13 protein-coding genes are annotated in these 14,900 nt (G+C 71.6%); 6 read left to right on the top strand and 7 right to left on the bottom strand.

Translation table 11 applies throughout. The features are described from left to right. Positions 1-2 precede the first annotated feature (2 nt). The 7 genes from ACF1DX_RS26210 to ACF1DX_RS26180 all read right to left on the bottom strand — a co-directional run bounded on the left by ACF1DX_RS26210 (position 3) and on the right by ACF1DX_RS26180 (position 6,850). Complete coding sequence (locus ACF1DX_RS26210; protein ID WP_391793587.1) at positions 3-206, bottom strand: hypothetical protein; 204 nt, start codon at positions 204-206, stop codon at positions 3-5. Beyond that, positions 155-349 (bottom strand): hypothetical protein, encoded by a 195-nt coding sequence (locus tag ACF1DX_RS26205; RefSeq protein ID WP_391793762.1) that lies wholly within the window; start codon positions 347-349, stop codon positions 155-157. Before ACF1DX_RS26205 ends, ACF1DX_RS26210 begins: the two co-directional genes overlap by 52 nt. A gap of 46 nt (positions 350-395) precedes the next feature. Continuing rightward, a complete protein-coding gene (locus tag ACF1DX_RS26200) occupies positions 396-1,586 on the bottom strand; it encodes an MFS transporter (RefSeq protein ID WP_391793586.1) in 1,191 nt (396 codons plus the stop codon). A 55-nt stretch (positions 1,587-1,641) separates the two neighbouring features. Then, complete coding sequence (locus ACF1DX_RS26195; RefSeq protein WP_391793585.1) at positions 1,642-2,586, bottom strand: carbohydrate ABC transporter permease; 945 nt, start codon at positions 2,584-2,586, stop codon at positions 1,642-1,644. Position 2,587: 1 nt separating this feature from the next. Continuing rightward, positions 2,588-3,520, bottom strand: coding sequence for a carbohydrate ABC transporter permease (locus tag ACF1DX_RS26190; protein ID WP_391793584.1), 933 nt, complete (start codon positions 3,518-3,520; stop codon positions 2,588-2,590). Positions 3,521-3,542: 22 nt separating this feature from the next. Then, entirely contained in the window at positions 3,543-4,913 is a 1,371-nt protein-coding gene (locus tag ACF1DX_RS26185) for an extracellular solute-binding protein (protein WP_391793583.1), read from the bottom strand. 110 nt (positions 4,914-5,023) lie between these two features. Further along, positions 5,024-6,850, bottom strand: coding sequence for a glycoside hydrolase family 2 protein (locus ACF1DX_RS26180; protein ID WP_391793582.1), 1,827 nt, complete (start codon positions 6,848-6,850; stop codon positions 5,024-5,026). Between the two features lie 176 nt (positions 6,851-7,026). On the opposite strand from ACF1DX_RS26180, the gene ACF1DX_RS26175 reads away from it, so the two are divergent. The 6 genes from ACF1DX_RS26175 (at position 7,027) to ACF1DX_RS26150 (ending at position 14,822) form a co-directional block, all read left to right on the top strand. Then, entirely contained in the window at positions 7,027-8,040 is a 1,014-nt protein-coding gene (locus tag ACF1DX_RS26175) for a LacI family DNA-binding transcriptional regulator (protein WP_391793581.1), read from the top strand. A 375-nt stretch (positions 8,041-8,415) separates the two neighbouring features. Continuing rightward, the gene (locus tag ACF1DX_RS26170; protein ID WP_391793580.1) at positions 8,416-9,432 is read left to right on the top strand and encodes a LacI family DNA-binding transcriptional regulator; all 1,017 of its coding nucleotides are present in this window, start codon (positions 8,416-8,418) and stop codon (positions 9,430-9,432) included. 677 nt (positions 9,433-10,109) lie between these two features. Beyond that, positions 10,110-11,207 (top strand): ABC transporter substrate-binding protein, encoded by a 1,098-nt coding sequence (locus ACF1DX_RS26165; RefSeq protein WP_391793579.1) that lies wholly within the window; start codon positions 10,110-10,112, stop codon positions 11,205-11,207. Between the two features lie 66 nt (positions 11,208-11,273). Beyond that, complete coding sequence (locus ACF1DX_RS26160; protein WP_391793578.1) at positions 11,274-12,833, top strand: sugar ABC transporter ATP-binding protein; 1,560 nt, start codon at positions 11,274-11,276, stop codon at positions 12,831-12,833. Beyond that, positions 12,826-13,788 (top strand): ABC transporter permease, encoded by a 963-nt coding sequence (locus ACF1DX_RS26155; protein WP_391793577.1) that lies wholly within the window; start codon positions 12,826-12,828, stop codon positions 13,786-13,788. The genes ACF1DX_RS26160 and ACF1DX_RS26155 overlap by 8 nt, the downstream gene beginning before the upstream one ends. After that, on the top strand, positions 13,785-14,822 hold the full coding sequence (locus tag ACF1DX_RS26150) for an ABC transporter permease (protein ID WP_391793576.1): 1,038 nt from the start codon (positions 13,785-13,787) through the stop codon (positions 14,820-14,822). Before ACF1DX_RS26155 ends, ACF1DX_RS26150 begins: the two co-directional genes overlap by 4 nt. The last annotated feature ends 78 nt before the right edge of the window (positions 14,823-14,900 follow it).

The following is a 14,900-nucleotide window of genomic DNA, read 5'->3' as shown; positions in this document are numbered from 1 at the left end:
ATTCACACCACTCCCAGGGCGCGCAGCGCGGTGCGCCGTGCTTCGTCGATTCCGATCTCGGCCAGCACGGCGTCGGTGTGTTCACCGAGCTCCGGGCCGAGCCAGCGGGTGCGGCCGGGCTCCTCGGTGAACTTCGGGACGATGCCCGGGAAGGTCACCTCGCGCTCGTCCCCCGCGCTGACCGTGACGCGGTGGCGTTCGAGCATGCCGCGTGCCGCGTAGTGGGGGGGTCCTCGGCGATCTCCGCGGCCGTGACGATGGGGCCGGAGGGGATCTGCCCGTCGTCCAGGAGCTTGGGCACGTCGTCGTGCGGCAGTCGCGCGGTCCAGGCGGAGATGGCGTCGTCCAGTTCCTCGGCGTGCCGGACCCGTCCGGCGTTGTCGGTGAGCCGGCGGTCATGTCCCCGCCGGCACCGGCCGCCGCAGCAGATAGCCGGCCGCGGCCACGACGAGGACTCCCATACAGGCGATGAACACCAGGCCCGCGTCCTCCAGGCCCATCGGACCCGTCAGCAGCCCCACTCCGATGACCGGCACCGAGATGCCCAGGTACGCCACCACGAACAGCGTCGAGATCACCGCCGCGCGCCGGTCCGGCGGGGACGCCCCGCTCACCGCGGACAGCGCGCCGCGGAACGCGAGCCCCTGGCCGAACCCTCCGGTGACCGCGCTCAGCACCACCAGCGTCAGCAGGTCCCAGTACAACGCGCCCGCGAGCAGCGCCAGCCCGGCGAGGAGTCCGGCGCACCCCAGCGGCAGTGACCGGACCGTGCCGACCCGGCCGGCGGCCAGTTGCCCGCCGGTCGAGGTGAAGAAGGCCAGCGCCACGACCAGTCCGCTCACGGCGTGGTCGGTCACGTCCAGGTACCGCGCGAGGAAGGCCGGGCTGACGGAGGTGAACACGCCGAGCAGAGCGAATCCCACGAACGAGGCGGTCGCCGCCGGGCCGAACACCGGCCGCACCCGCGGGGGCACGCCGGGCCGCCGCGGCCGTACGGTGTTCAGCGGGCGGCGCTCCGCCACGGTCTCCGGGAGCCGCAGCAGGACGGCGGCCGCGCAGGCCACCAGGGCGAGGTGCACGGCGAACGGCAGGTACAGCGGCCAGGGCGCGTACTCGGCGAGGACTCCGGCGAGCAGCGGGCCGCAGCCGAGGCCGCCCATGTTGACGGCGGTGGCGACGAACGTGGCCCGTGAGGTTCCGCCGGGCGGTGCCGACTCCATGACGTACGCCGTGGCGGCCCCGGTGAACAGTCCGGCGGAGAGCCCCGACAGCAGCCGTCCGGCGTACAGCCAGCCCAGCGCGGTGGCGCACAGGAAGCAGACGGCGCTCGCGGCCGCGCAGCCCAGGCCCCACAGCAGCACCGGACGTCTGCCCACGGCGTCCGAGGCGTTGCCGGCCAGCAGCAGTACTCCGATGACCGCGAAGGCGTACACGGCGTAGACGACGGTGACCGTCAGCTCGGAGAAGCCGAACTTCTGCTGGTACAGGGGGTAGAGCGGGGTGGGCAGCGTGGTGCCGGTCATGCACACCGCGAACACCGCACCGCCGAGCAGACACACCCGCCATCCGCGACGATCACCGGCCATGTCCCGACGCTAACGCCTCACCCGGCCCCGGTCCCCCGGCGGCACGCCACCGGGGTCACTGACCGCCGAGGCCGGTCGTCGCCACCGACTTCACGATGTGCCGCTGGAAGAAGACGAACACCAGCACGAGGGGCAGCGCGGCCAGTACCGAGGACGCCATGGTCTGGGCGTAGTTCACGCCGTACGCGTCCTTCACCGCGGTGATGCCGACCGGCAGGGTCATCAGTGCCGGGTCGGAGGTGGACACGAACGGCCACATGAAGTTGTTCCACGCACCGATGAACACGAAGATCGACACCGCGGCGAGCATCGGGCGGGACAGCGGGAGCATCACGGACCAGAAGATCCGGGCGTGTCCGGCGCCGTCGATGCGGGCCGCCTCCTCCAGCTCGCGCGGGAGGGAGTCGAAGTGCTTCTTCAGGATGAAGACCATCACCGGCGCGACCGTCTGCGGCAGGATCACCGCCGCGTAGGTGTCCACCAGGTCCAGGGTGAGCATCTGCTGGAACCACGGCACGATCAGGAGCTGCGGCGGCACCAGGATCGACGCCATGGTGACGGTGAACAGCCACCGCCGGCCGCGGAACAGCGTGCGGGAGAAGGCGTAGCCGGCCATCGCGGACACGGCCACGGTGATGACGGTGACGGCCGCCGCGATGAAGAAGCTGTTCAGCATCCACAGGGGCAGGTCGCCGCGCTCGATCACCGTGCGGAAGCCGTCCAGGGTGAAGCCGCCCTGCGGCCGGATCCAGTGGACCGGGTCGCTGGCGTCCTGTTCGGACTTGAACGCCGTGAGCACGGCCCAGGCCATCGGCAGCAGCCAGATCAGCGCCATCACCGCGAGGGCCGCCAGGGCCAGGACGCGGGACAGCCGGCCCGGGCCGAGGGTGAGGTGGGGTCCGCGCCCCGGGACCGGCCGGTCGCGGTGGGCCCGGCGCGCGGCGGGGAGCGGGGAGACCGAGCGGCGCGCGGGCCGTGTCGGGACGTCGATGGAGGTCATGTCACTTCTCCCTGCGGCGAAGGGCGACGAACTGCACGGCGGAGGCGAGGACGATGAGGGCGAAGAAGACGTAGGCGATGGCGGAGGCGTAGCCGAGGCGGTATCCGGTGAAGCCCATGTCGTAGAGGTACTCGACGACGGGGCGGGTGGAGCCGTCGGGCCCGCCCTTGGTGAGCAGGTACACCTGGTCGAAGACCTTCAGCGAGGCGAGGATCTGCAGCACCGTGACGACGCCGATGATGCGCCGCAGCTGCGGGAGCGTCACGTGCCACAGCCGCCGCCAGGCGCCGGCGCCGTCCAGGGCGGCGGCCTCGTACAGGTGGTCGGGCACGGCTTGCAGCGCGGCCAGGAACAGCAGGAAGTTGAAGCCGACGGTCCACCACAGGGTGGCGATCACGATGGCGTACAGGGCGACGGACTCGTCGCTCAGCCAGGCGTAGCCGTCCAGTCCAACCGCCTGCAGCAGGTGGTTGTAAAGGCCGAGGTCCGGCTGGTAGAGCCAGCCCCACAGCAGACCGATCACACCGACCGGCAGCAGGTACGGGGCGAAGAACGCGAGCCGCCACACCCACTGTCCGGGCAGTCCGGTGTACACCAGCAGGGCCATGCCGAGGGCGACGACCACCAGGGGCACGGTGGAGACGACGGTGAACCACACGGTGTGCCACATCGTGCGCCACATCTCGGCGTCGCCGAGGGCCTCCGCGTAGTTGTCCAGTCCGATGAAGGACGGGTCCTGGGCGGCGAGCGAGGTGTCGGTGAGGCTCATCCAGGCGCCCTGGACCAGCGGCCAGAGCATGAAGAGGACGAACAGGACGAGGAACGGCAGGGCGAAGAGGAGTCCCGGGGAGAAGGCGCGGCGCGGTGTCGCGCCGGGTCCTCGGGCGGGGCGGGCGGCCTTCGGACGGCCGCGGGAAGCGAGTTCGGTGGACATCTGCTGCCTCCTTCGCGGCGGCTCAGGCCGGGCTGGGCTTGGAGAGGGCGGTGTTGATCCGCTCGACCATGGCGCGGGCCGCGCGGTCGGGCGCCAGGCCGTCGAGCAACGCCTGCTGGAGCACCTGCGACATGGAGTTCTGGAAGTCGGAGCCGGCTCCGGCGAACCAGACGGCCGGGTCGAGCACCACGTGGTCGGCCGCCTGCGCGTACCGCGCCTGCGGCTCCAGCCGCGCGTACTCCCGGGTGCGGGTCACCGGCTGGTACGCGGGGATGTGACCGGCCTTCGCCCAGGTCTGGCCGGTCTTGAGGATCGCGGCCACCGCCTGGTGGGTGCGCCTGCGGTGTGCCTCGTCGGGCCCGGGCCGGCGCGGCAGCACGAAGGAGTGGGAGTCGGCGTAGACCGCCGGGGTGCCGAACACGGTGGGGAAGGGCGCGGCCCCGAGCTTCGGGTCGGCGGCCCGGAAGGTGCCGAGTTCCCATTCGCCGGAGAGGATCATGGCGCTCTGGCTGTTGGTGAAGTGGGCGAGGGCCGCCGGGTAGTCGAGGCGGCGCGGGTTGGCGCGGCCGTCGACCAGTTTCTGCATGAAGGCGATGACCTCGGTCATCGCGTCGGTGTTCGCCGTGACCTCCCCGCCGACGGGCAGGTCGAAGTCGTTGCCGGTCTGCCGGTAGAGCCCGTAGAACAGCCGCCAGCCCTGCGCCGTGTCGTTGACGTAGCCGAAGGCGATGCCCTGCTTGCCGGAGGCCTTGGCCAGTTCCCGGCCGGCTTCGAGGAACCGCTCGGGGGTGGAGAAGGCGTCCTGGTCGAGGCTTCCGTCGCCGGTCAGCAGTCCGGCCTCGCGGACGGGTTCCGGGTGGTAGAAGACGATGAACGGGTGGGTGTCCAGCGGGATGGCGAAGGTCCGGTTCTCGAACTGGGTGCGGCCCCAGACCGCCTCGGCGAAGTCCTGCTCGTGGACGCCGAATTCGGCGAGCAGGCCGGTGTCCCAGGGATCGAGCAGTCCGAGCGGCGCGTATCCGGCCAGGCGCGACATGTGGGAGACGGCGACGTCCGGGCCGCGCCCGCCGGCCGAGGCCATGGCGAGCTTGGTGTAGTAGGGCGTGCCCCATTCCAGCACGGTCCGCTCGACGCGGGTGCCGGGCATCTCGGACCGTGCGGTGCCGATGAGTTCGTCGAGCAGTGCGCCGTCGGCGCCGCTGAACAGGTCCCACATGCGCACGGTGCGCGGGTCCGACGCGGCGGACGCGGCTCCGCAGCCGGCGAGCGCCCCGCCGCCGAGGAGTACGGCGGCGGAGGCCAACGAGGCCCGGAGCAGGCCCCGTCGGGACGGCGCGGCGCGGCTGCCGTCCGGCGGGACGGAGGCGGCCCGTGGGCCAGGCAGGTCGACCATGGCACTACCTTTCTCTACATCGATGTACATCACCGGCGGACGCCGCGGACGACATGCCGTGCGGACGGGGTCCCGGTTCCGGTCGTCCGCCGGGCCGGGAGCGGATCGTCTCAGCCGGCGGATTCGAAGGCGGCCGCGCGCTGCTGGACGCGGCGCAGTACGGCGGTGTCGAACTTCTCGGCGCGGTCGAAGCCGTAGACGCCGTTGCGTTCCTGGAAGACGTCGGTGAGCTGCGTGTAGCAGTAGCCGAACATGTCCGGGTCGTCGAGCAGGACGTCCACCAGGCCGGTGAAACGGGCCAGGAACTCCTCGGTGCTGCGCGGCCGTTCGCCGTACCCCCAGGACGTTCCCCGCTCGTCGCCGGCGGCGGTCGCGGCCACGGCCGCGTCCCACCAGATGCCGCCGAACTCACTGCAGAAGTAGGGCTGTCCGCGGTAGGGGACGGACCAGTCGCGGCCGTCGGGGCCGGTGTTGACGTACGGGCGGTCCTCGGCGAGTCCGGCCATGGTCCCGGCGAAGGCGCGCGGGTCCTGTTCGTAGCAGTGCGCGTCGTAGACGTCGGTCTCGGGCACGCGGTGGGCGTAGCCGGAGGCGTCGATCACCGGGCGGCTGGGGTCGGCCTGCTTGGTGGCCAGGAACATCGCCCGGGTGACGTCGTCGAGCTGGGTGATCCGGTCGTGCAGGTGCTGGTACGTCTCGTTGAGCGGGCACCAGCCGATGACCGACGGGTGGGAGTGGTCGCGTTCCAGGGCCTCCAGCCACTGGGCGACGTAACTGGCGTCGGGGCGCTGGTTGTCGTCGCGTACGCCGGTCTCGCAACCCCAGTCACCGAACTCGCCCCACACCAGGTAGCCGAGGCGGTCGGCGTGGTAGAGGTAGCGCTCCTCGAACACCTTCTGGTGCAGCCGGGCCCCGTTGAAGCCCGCCCGCAGCCCGAGTTCGATGTCGCGCACGAGGTCGGCGTCGGTGGGCGCGGTCATCAGGCCGTCCGGGTAGTAGCCCTGGTCGAGCACCAGCCGCTGGAACACCGGCTCGCCGTTGATCAGGACCCGCTTGCCGTGGAGGGCGACCGAGCGCAGTCCGGCGTACGACGTCGCCTCGTCGACGACCCCGCCCGCCGCGTCGAGAAGCTGGAGGCGCAGGTCGTACAGGTGCGGGTCGGCCGGGGACCAGGTGCGCAGCCGGTCCTCGGGCACGGTCAGCACCAGCCGGGGGCACAGGTCGAGGTCGGCGCGGGCGGAGGCGGACACGACCTCGCCGCGCTCGTCCGTGAGGACCGCCCGCACCCGGTGGCCCGGCAGGTTGCCGGTGACCGGGAGGTCGATGTGGAAGGAACCCGAGCCCAGGTCGGGGGTGATCCGCGGGCGCTTGAGACGGGCCGTGGCCGGCACCGGTTCGAGCCACACCGTCTGCCAGATCCCGGTGGTCCGGGTGTAGTGGCAGTGGGTGTTGGCGTACCAGGTGGCCTGCTTGCCGCGAGCCTGCGGGCCGTGCCGGGTGTCGCGGGCGCGGACCACGATCACGGCCTCCTCACCGGGCGCGGCCACCCCGCGCAGTTCCGCGGTGAAGGGGGTGAAGCCGCCGCGGTGGCGGGCCACCTCGGTGCCGTTGACCCAGACGGTGGCGTCGTGGTCCACCGCACCGAAGTGCAGCAGTACGTCGTTGCCGGACCACTCGGCCGGGATCGTGACCGTGCGCCGGTACCAGACGGCCTCCATGAAGTCCGTGTCGCCGATGCCCGACAGTTCGGACTCGGGACAGAAGGGCACGAGGATCTCGCCCGTGAGGTCGCGGTCGCGCAGTCCGCGCTCCAGTCCGCTGTCCCCGCGGTCCGTCTCGAACTGCCAGCGGCCGTTGAGGTTCAGCCAGGCCTCGCGGACGAACTGGGGCCGGGGGTACTCCGGACGCGGGACGTCCGGGGGCAGGGGCGTGCTCATGCTGCTCCTCATCAGTGCAGGTGCGCTGTGTACGGGGTCATGCGACCATACGATTACATCGATGTAAATGGCGGCGGCGGAAAGTTTTCGACGGAACGATCCACGCCGCCCGCGGCCCCGTCCGGCGGAGCTGCCACTACGATCCCCCCGTCAGCGGGAGGGACGAGAAGGGAAGCATGGGCAGGCCCAGGATCAAGGACGTCGCGGAGTACGCCGGCGTCTCGGCGAAGACCGTGTCGAACGTCCTCAACGACTACGAGCACGTCTCCGAGCAGACCCGGACCGCGGTGCGGGAGGCCATCGACGCGCTCGGCTACCGGGTCAACATCGCCGGACGGCAGCTCCGCCGGGGCCGTACGGGCATGATCGCGCTGGCCGTGCCGGACCTGGACGTCGCCTATTTCGCCGAGCTGGCCCGGCACGTCATGGCGGAGACCGAACGCCGGGGCAGCACCACGCTGCTGGTCGAGACCGGCGGACGGCACGAGAAGGAACTGGCCGCGGTGCGGGGGTTCGACGCCCAGTTCACCGACGGCGTCATCCTCTCGCCGCTCGCCCTGCTCCCCCGCGACCTGGCCGATCGTGACACCCGGCTGCCGCTGGTGCTGCTGGGTGAGTGCAACCTGCCCGGCAGCGCCGACCATGTCGCGATCGACAACGTGACGGCGGCGCGCGAGGCGACCGAGCACCTGCTGTCGCGGGGGCGCCGGCGCATCGCGGTGATCGGCGGCGACCCGCACGGGTCGCGGAACACCAGCCGGCTGCGCACGGTCGGACACCAGGAGGCCCTGGCCGCGGCCGGGGTCGAACCGCACGACGAACTGGTCCTTCCCGTCCCCGCGTTCCGCTGGGCCGACGGGGCCGCCGCCGCCCGTGCCCTCATGCGGCTGCCGGAGCGGCCGGACGCGATGCTCTGCCTCAACGACCACTTGGCGTTGGGTGCGATACGGGCCCTGCACGAGGACGGCTGGACGGTGCCGAAGGACCTGGACGTGGTCGGGTTCGACGACATCGAGGCCACCCGGTTCAGCATCCCCACCGTCACCACCGTCGCCCCGGACAAACAGGGCATCGCGCGGCGGGCGGTGGAGCTGCTGCTGGACCGTATCGACGCGGACGGGCCGGGCGGGCCGGCGGTCGACGAGACGGCGGGGCACCGGCTGATCGTGCGGGAGAGTTCGGGAGGTTGAGGGGACGGGCCGGCCCGGTCCGGACGACGGCCGCCCGCCCATGGCCACGGGGCCGCTCCGGTGGACGGATGCCGTCGGCGGATCCGGCGGCGGGACACCGATCGGAGCGATTCCCCCACCGGAACGGCCCGCCGCCGGCGTGCCGCCGGGAGATCCGCTCCCCTCGCGCCCCCCAGGGCCCGCGTCCGGGGGGCCGGCCGGGCCGGTGCGGTCCGTGGGCCGTTCTCGACACGCCCTCGTTCGCGCCTTGTCAGTGTCACGGGACGGCATGTATAACGTTGTAAAACTTGAACCCAGCGGCTCGGCGCACGGCTCGTGGTGACGGCGCGCATCCGCACCGACCGACCGGGGCGGGCCGCTCACGAAGGGATTGCCGTGCGGGTCAGCCTCAAGGACGTCGCCGCGCACGCGGGGGTCTCCATCAAGACCGTCTCCAACGTGGTGAACAACTACCAGCACGTCACCCCGGCCATGCGTGAGCGTGTCCAGCGGTCCATCGACGCGCTCGGTTACCGGCCCAACCTCGCCGCCAGGCATCTGAGGAAGGGGCGTACGGGCATCATCGCGCTCGCCCTGCCCGAACTCGGGAACCCCTACTTCGCCGAACTGGCCGCCTCCGTCATCGACGCCGCGTCCGAGCACGACTACATCGTGCTGCTCGACCACACCGGGGGCATGCGCGAGCAGGAGCTGCTGGTGAGCCAGGGCTTCCGGGCCCGGGTCATCGACGGACTCATCCTGAGTCCCATCGAGCTGGAGACCGAGGACCTGCGCGACCGCGCCGAGGACGTGCCGCTGGTGCTGCTCGGCGAGCGGGACTACGACCTGCCGTACGACCACATCGCCATCGACAACGTGGCCGCGGCCCGCGCCGCCGTCCGGCACCTGATCGGTCTCGGGCGCCGGGAGGTGGCGTTCATCGGGGCCCGGCGCGGACGCAGCGAGCCCGCGCAACTGCGCGTGCGGGGCTGGCGCGAGGAACTGACCGCCGCGGGGCTGTCGTCCGACGAGGGGCTCGTCGCCGCCACCGACGGCTGGGGACACGCCGACGGGGCACTGGCCATGAACCACATCCTCGACAGCGGACGGCGGCCCGACGCGGTGTTCGCCTACAACGACCCGATGGCGATCGGGGCGATGCGGGTGCTGCACGAACGGGGGCTGCGGGTACCGGAGGACATCGCCGTCGTCGGCTTCGACGACGTGATCGAGGGACGCTTCGGGGCGGTGACGCTCACGTCCGTGTCGCCGGACAAGGCCGCCATCGGCCGGCTGGCGGTGGAGTCGGTACTCGCCCGCCTCAGCGACCGGGCGCCGGAGCCGCGGCGCGTCTGGGCGGACTACCGGCTCGTGGAACGCGAGAGCACGGTGGGCAGGCCGGCGAGCTCCTGACATCACGGTCCACGGCCGCGCGGGAAGCCGCGCCGCGGCCGTGTCCGGCCGGCGCGCCCGGCCGCTCGTGGCACCGCGAAGCACCTCCGGGCCAAGCGGGAACAAGGACGTCGCCCTCCTCGTTCCCGCTTGGCCCAAAGACACTTTCCGTCCGCCCGGCCGGCTGTCGCGCGGACCGTCCGGCGACAGCGCGCGGCCGGTCCGGTCCGGTGAGCCCGAGGCCTCACCGGCGATGACAGCCGGCTGCCCCGGACAGGCCGGCGCCTGTCCGAGCCGGTCTCAGCCCCGTCCGGGACAGGCGTCCGGCCATGCGGTCCCCGCTCACCCGGCGGGAACCGGCGCGAGTGACACGTCCGCCTCCGCACCCGGTTCCCGTGGGCCCCCAGGGAACGCGGAGGGGGCGAGTGCCGCGGGTACGGTGAATCCGCCCCCCACCGGGGCCACTTCACGACGGCCGACCGCGCGCACACCCCGTTCTCCGCAGAATGCGCTTGCGGTGCCGCTCACGCCCCCGCGTCCCCTCGCACCTTGTGCACAAGGGGTTTACAGCCTCCTTCCAACGATGTAAAACCTCCTTGCGGCGCACCGGACGCCGCTTCGCACAGGGGGAGCAGCTCCACATCTGCGCGTCCTTCGCCTACTAGTTCCCTTTCGGCGTCACCTGGATCGGGGTCACCATGCAGCGCACCACTCACCGTTCTCACCTTCTCGCCCGTCCCGTGGTCGTGGCCTTGGCCGCCGCCGTGGCCCTGACCGTCACCTCCTGCGCCAAGTCGGAGGACGACGCGTCGGGCGGCAAGAAGTCCCCGGCGGCCGCCGCCGGCGCCGAGCAGAAGGTCGTCACGCCGAAGCCGGGCAGCGAGACGTGCACCATCGACGCCTACGGCGGCGAGAAGCTCGACCTGAAGGGCGCCACCGTCGGCTTCTCCCAGTCGGAGAAGGAGGCCAACCCGTTCCGTATCGCGGAGACGCAGTCCATCAAGGACGAGGCGGACAAGAGAGGCGTCAAGCTGCTGACCGCCAACGCCCAGTCGCAGTTCTCCAAGCAGATCAGCGACGTCCAGACGCTGCTCGCCAAGGGTGTCGACCTGCTGGTGATCGCGCCGCTCAACTCCGACGGCTGGGACCCGGTGCTGCAGGCCGCCGCCGCGAAGAAGGTCCCGATCGTCACCATCGACCGGAAGATCAACGCCACGGCGTGCAAGGACTACGTCTCCTTCATCGCCTCGGACTTCGTCGAGCAGGGCCGCCGCGCCGCCGACCAGATGATCGAGGCCACCGGCGGCAAGGGCGAGGTCGCCATCCTGCTGGGCTCGGCCGGGAACAACGTCACCACCGAGCGCACCAAGGGCTTCAAGGAACGCGTCGCCGAGAAGGCCCCCGGCCTGAAGGTCGTGTTCGAGCAGACCGGTGACTTCACCCGTGAGAAGGGCCAGCAGGTCACCGAGCAGCTCATCCAGTCCAAGCCCGGCATCAAGGGCATCTACGCGGAGAACGACGAGATGGGCCTCGGCGCGGTCGCCGCGCTGAAGGGCGCGGGCAAGAAGGCCGGCGACATCAAGATCATCACGGTCGACGGTACGCGCAATGCCGTCCAGGGCGTCGTCGACGGCTGGATCAGCGGCGTCGTCGAGTCCAACCCGAGGTTCGGCCCGCTGGCGTTCCAGACGCTGGACACCTTCACCCAGGGCAAGGAAGTCGCCCAGGACATCGTGATCCAGGACAGCGCCTACACCGCGGACAACGCCGAGCAGGACCTCGGCAAGGCCTACTGATCCCGTCGCGGGGCCCGGTCTCCGGGCCCCTGTCCGTCCGTCACCCCTTTCTTCCTGGAGGCACAGGTGGCTCCCCCCGCCGAAGTCCTCGCCGTCCGCGGACTGAGCAAGTCCTTCCCCGGCGTCCGGGCCCTGGACGACGTGAACCTGACCCTGCACCCCGGTGAGGTCCACGCCCTGATCGGCGAGAACGGCGCCGGCAAGTCGACCCTCATCAAACTCCTCACCGGGGTCTACCGGCCCGACGCCGGTGACATCGTTTTCCAGGGCCGTGAGGTCTCCTTCGGCACGCCGCTGGAGGCCCAGAAGGCCGGGATCTCGACCATCTACCAAGAGGTCAACCTCATCCCGCTGCTGAGCGTGGCCCGCAACCTCTTCCTGGGCCGTGAGCCGCGCACCCGTCTCGGCCTGCTGGACTCCGCCCGCATGAACCGGGAGGCCGAGGAGGCGCTGCGCGCCTACGGCGTCCGGGTGGACGTCCGCCGGCCGCTGCGCACCCTCGGGGTCGGCGCGCAGCAGATGGTCGCCCTGGCGCGTGCCGTGGCGAGCGAGGCCCGGATCGTCATCATGGACGAGCCGACCTCGTCGCTGGAGCCGCGGGAGGTCGAGACGCTGTTCTCGGTGATCCGCCGGCTGCGCGACGAGGGGATCGCCGTCGTCTACGTCAGCCACCGCCTCGACGAGCTGTACGCCGTGTGCGACACGGTCACCGTGCTGCGCGACGGCCGTCGCGTCCACCACGGCCGGCTCGCCGACCTCGACCGGCTCTCCCTGGTCTCCACCATGCTGGGCCGGGAGCTGGGCGAGGTCCGCGAGGAGGGCCTGACGAAGTTCACCGGCGACCACCACGCCACCGGCAGCCGGCCGGTGCTGGAGGCCGTCGAGCTGACGGTCCCGCACAAGCTGAACGAGGTGTCGGTGAGCATCCGTCCCGGCGAGGTCGTCGGTCTCGGCGGGCTGCTCGGCTCCGGACGCACCGAGACCGCGAAAGCCATCTCCGGTGCACTCGGCACGAGTTCGGGCCGGGTGACGGTGGCCGGGGTCCCGCTGCGCGGCGGCTCCACCCCCGCCGCCATCCGGGCGGGCATCAGCCTGCTGCCGGAGGACCGCAAGAGCGAGGGCATCGTGCCCGGTCTGTCGGTGCGCGAGAACATCTCGCTGGCCGTGCTGCCCCGGCTCTCCCGCTTCGGCCTGGTCTCCGAGGCGCGCGTCGACAGCATCGTGGACACGTTCATCGAGCGGCTGCGGATCAAGGCGTCCTCGCCGCAGCAGAAGGTCGGCGAGCTGTCCGGCGGCAACCAGCAGAAGGTGCTGCTCGCCCGCTGGCTGGCGATGAACCCGAAGGTGCTGCTCCTGGACGAGCCCACCCGGGGCATCGACGTCGGCGCCAAGGCCGAGGTGCAGAAACTCGTGGACGAACTGGCCGCGGACGGCCTGGGCGTCCTGCTCATCTCCTCCGATCTGGAGGAACTGATCGAAGGGTCCGACCGCGTGGTCGTACTGAAGGACGGTGCGGTCGTCGGCGAACTGACCGGCGACGACGTCACCGAGGACAAGCTGATGCGGACCATCGCCGGGCACGCCCCGGAGAAGGACGCGGTCGAGGGGACGGCCACCGATGGCTGAAGCCACCCTCAAGACCGTCCCGCTGGACAGGACCCGCGTCCTGCAGTGGCTGCAGACGTACGGCGTCTACGCCGGCGTGGCGCTGCTGCTGGTCGTCAACATCGCCATCACCCCGCACTTCCTGTCCGCGGAGAACTTCCGCACCCAGGCCGTGCAGGTCGCCCCCGTCATCATCGTGGCGCTCGGCATGGCCCTGGTCATCGGCACCGAGGGCGTCGACCTGTCGGTCGGTGCCGTGATGGCCCTGGCGGCCTCCGTGACGGCCCTCTACCTCGGCTACGGACTCCTGCCGGCCCTCCTCGTGGTGGCGGTGTTCGCCGCCGTCGTGGGACTGGCCAACGGAGCGCTGGTGGCGTTCGTCGGGGTGCAGCCGATCGTGGCGACGCTGGCGCTGATGGTCGGCGGCCGGGGCGTCGCCCTGGTGCTGCTGCCGCAGCTGGAGGACCTGCGCAATCCCTCGCTTGCCTCCCTGGGGTCGGGCGACATGCTGGGCATCCCGTATCTGATCCTGATCGCCACCGTGCTGGCGGTGCTGGTGGCGTTCGTCGTCCGCCGCACCACCTTCGGGCGGCAGCTCCTCGCCATCGGCGACAGCCGTCCGGCCGCGGAGCTCGCCGGACTGCCGGTGCGCCGGGTGCTGATCCTGGTGTACGTCGTCTGCGCGCTGCTCGCCGCCGTGGCGGGCGTCCTCGCCACCGCGCGGCTCCAGGCCAGTGACCCGACGTCGCTGGGCAACCTGATGGAGCTGTCCGCCATCACCGCCGTCGTGGTCGGCGGGACACCGCTGACCGGCGGCCGGGTGAACATCGCCGGCACCGTGGCGGGAGCCGTCCTCATCCAGCTGCTCACCGCCACCCTCATCAAGCACGATCTGCCGCCCTCCTGGACCCAGATCGCGCAGGCCATAGTGATCGTCGCCGCGGTCTACGCGGCACGGGGACGGGGGAAGCGATGACCGCCACGAAGACGGACGCCCCGGTGACCCCGGCGGACGACGAGAAGCCGTCGGCGGCCGGCGGGACCGCGGGCCCCGCCCGCTCCGAGCGGGTGAGCGCGCTGGTCCAGCAGCACGGCGCGCTGGCGGTGCTGGTGGTCGTCTCCCTGGTGGCGTCGTTCAGCTTCGACTCCTTCGCCACCGGGGACAACGTCGGCAACATGGCGACGAGTTCGGCGTTCCTGGCGATCGTCGCGCTCGGCATGACCTTTGTGATCATCACCGGGGGCATCGACCTGTCGGTCGGCTCGCTGTTCGCGCTGGGCGGGGTCCTGGCGGCCTGGGGTTCACGGCACGGCACCCTGGTGGCGCTGCTGCTGCCGCTGGTGGTGTGCGGGGCGATCGGCGTCGTCAACGGGCTGCTCGTGGCCCGCTCCCGGCTGGCGCCGTTCATCGTCACCCTGGCGGCCATGCTCGGCGCACGCGGTCTGATGCTGGCGCTCACCGACGAGGGCGCCGAGACGTATCTGATCGGCAAGGGTTCGTTCCTGGCCGAACTCGGTCAGGGCACCACCCTCGGTGTCGGCAACCCCGTGTGGATCACGCTGGCGCTGTTCGTCGCCGGAGCCGTCGTGCTGCGCCGTACGCGCTTCGGTCAGCATGTGTACGCGGTCGGCGGCAACGAGGACGCGGCGGCGCTGATGGGCGCTCCGGTGGCCCGTACGAAAATCCTGGTCTACACGCTGTCCGGGGTGCTGGCGGGGCTGGCCGGTGCGCTCAACGCGGCCTGGCTCGCCTCCGGCGTGACCATCCTCGGCAACGGCATGGAGCTGGACGCCATCGCCGCCGTCGTCATCGGCGGCACCCTGCTCACCGGCGGGCTCGGCTATGTCAGCGGCTCGCTGGTCGGTGTGCTGCTGCTGAGGGTGATCCAGAACGTCATCAACCAGGTCGGTTCCCTGGACTCCTCCTACCAGCAGGTCGTCAGCGGCGCCTTCCTGGCCGTCGTCGTCATCGCCCAGACGTGGCTCGGCCGCAGACGGCAACTCCTGTAGAGCTCCGGACGCGGCGGCGGCCCACACCTGTGACGCCCGCCGCCGCGTCCGGGTACCAGGCGGCCGGTCACGCTCCAT

It is taken from the genome of Streptomyces sp. NPDC014676, assembly GCF_043084105.1.
GTDB lineage: Bacteria > Actinomycetota > Actinomycetes > Streptomycetales > Streptomycetaceae > Streptomyces.
Note: the sequence above shows the minus strand (reverse complement) of the source record. Positions and strands in the feature narration are given on the sequence as shown.

What these genes read in the sequence shown, in the direction of transcription:
- ACF1DX_RS26210 (WP_391793587.1), bottom strand. Translation starts at nt 206, where the DNA reads ATGCTCGAACGCCACCGCGTCACGGTCAGCGCGGGGGACGAGCGCGAG.
- ACF1DX_RS26200 (WP_391793586.1), bottom strand. Translation starts at nt 1,586, where the DNA reads ATGGCCGGTGATCGTCGCGGATGGCGGGTGTGTCTGCTCGGCGGTGCG.
- ACF1DX_RS26195 (WP_391793585.1), bottom strand. Translation starts at nt 2,586, where the DNA reads ATGACCTCCATCGACGTCCCGACACGGCCCGCGCGCCGCTCGGTCTCC.
- ACF1DX_RS26190 (WP_391793584.1), bottom strand. Translation starts at nt 3,520, where the DNA reads ATGTCCACCGAACTCGCTTCCCGCGGCCGTCCGAAGGCCGCCCGCCCC.
- ACF1DX_RS26185 (WP_391793583.1), bottom strand. Translation starts at nt 4,913, where the DNA reads ATGGTCGACCTGCCTGGCCCACGGGCCGCCTCCGTCCCGCCGGACGGC.
- ACF1DX_RS26180 (WP_391793582.1), bottom strand. Translation starts at nt 6,850, where the DNA reads ATGAGCACGCCCCTGCCCCCGGACGTCCCGCGTCCGGAGTACCCCCGG.
- ACF1DX_RS26175 (WP_391793581.1), top strand. Translation starts at nt 7,027, where the DNA reads ATGGGCAGGCCCAGGATCAAGGACGTCGCGGAGTACGCCGGCGTCTCG.
- ACF1DX_RS26165 (WP_391793579.1), top strand. Translation starts at nt 10,110, where the DNA reads ATGCAGCGCACCACTCACCGTTCTCACCTTCTCGCCCGTCCCGTGGTC.
- ACF1DX_RS26155 (WP_391793577.1), top strand. Translation starts at nt 12,826, where the DNA reads ATGGCTGAAGCCACCCTCAAGACCGTCCCGCTGGACAGGACCCGCGTC.
- ACF1DX_RS26150 (WP_391793576.1), top strand. Translation starts at nt 13,785, where the DNA reads ATGACCGCCACGAAGACGGACGCCCCGGTGACCCCGGCGGACGACGAG.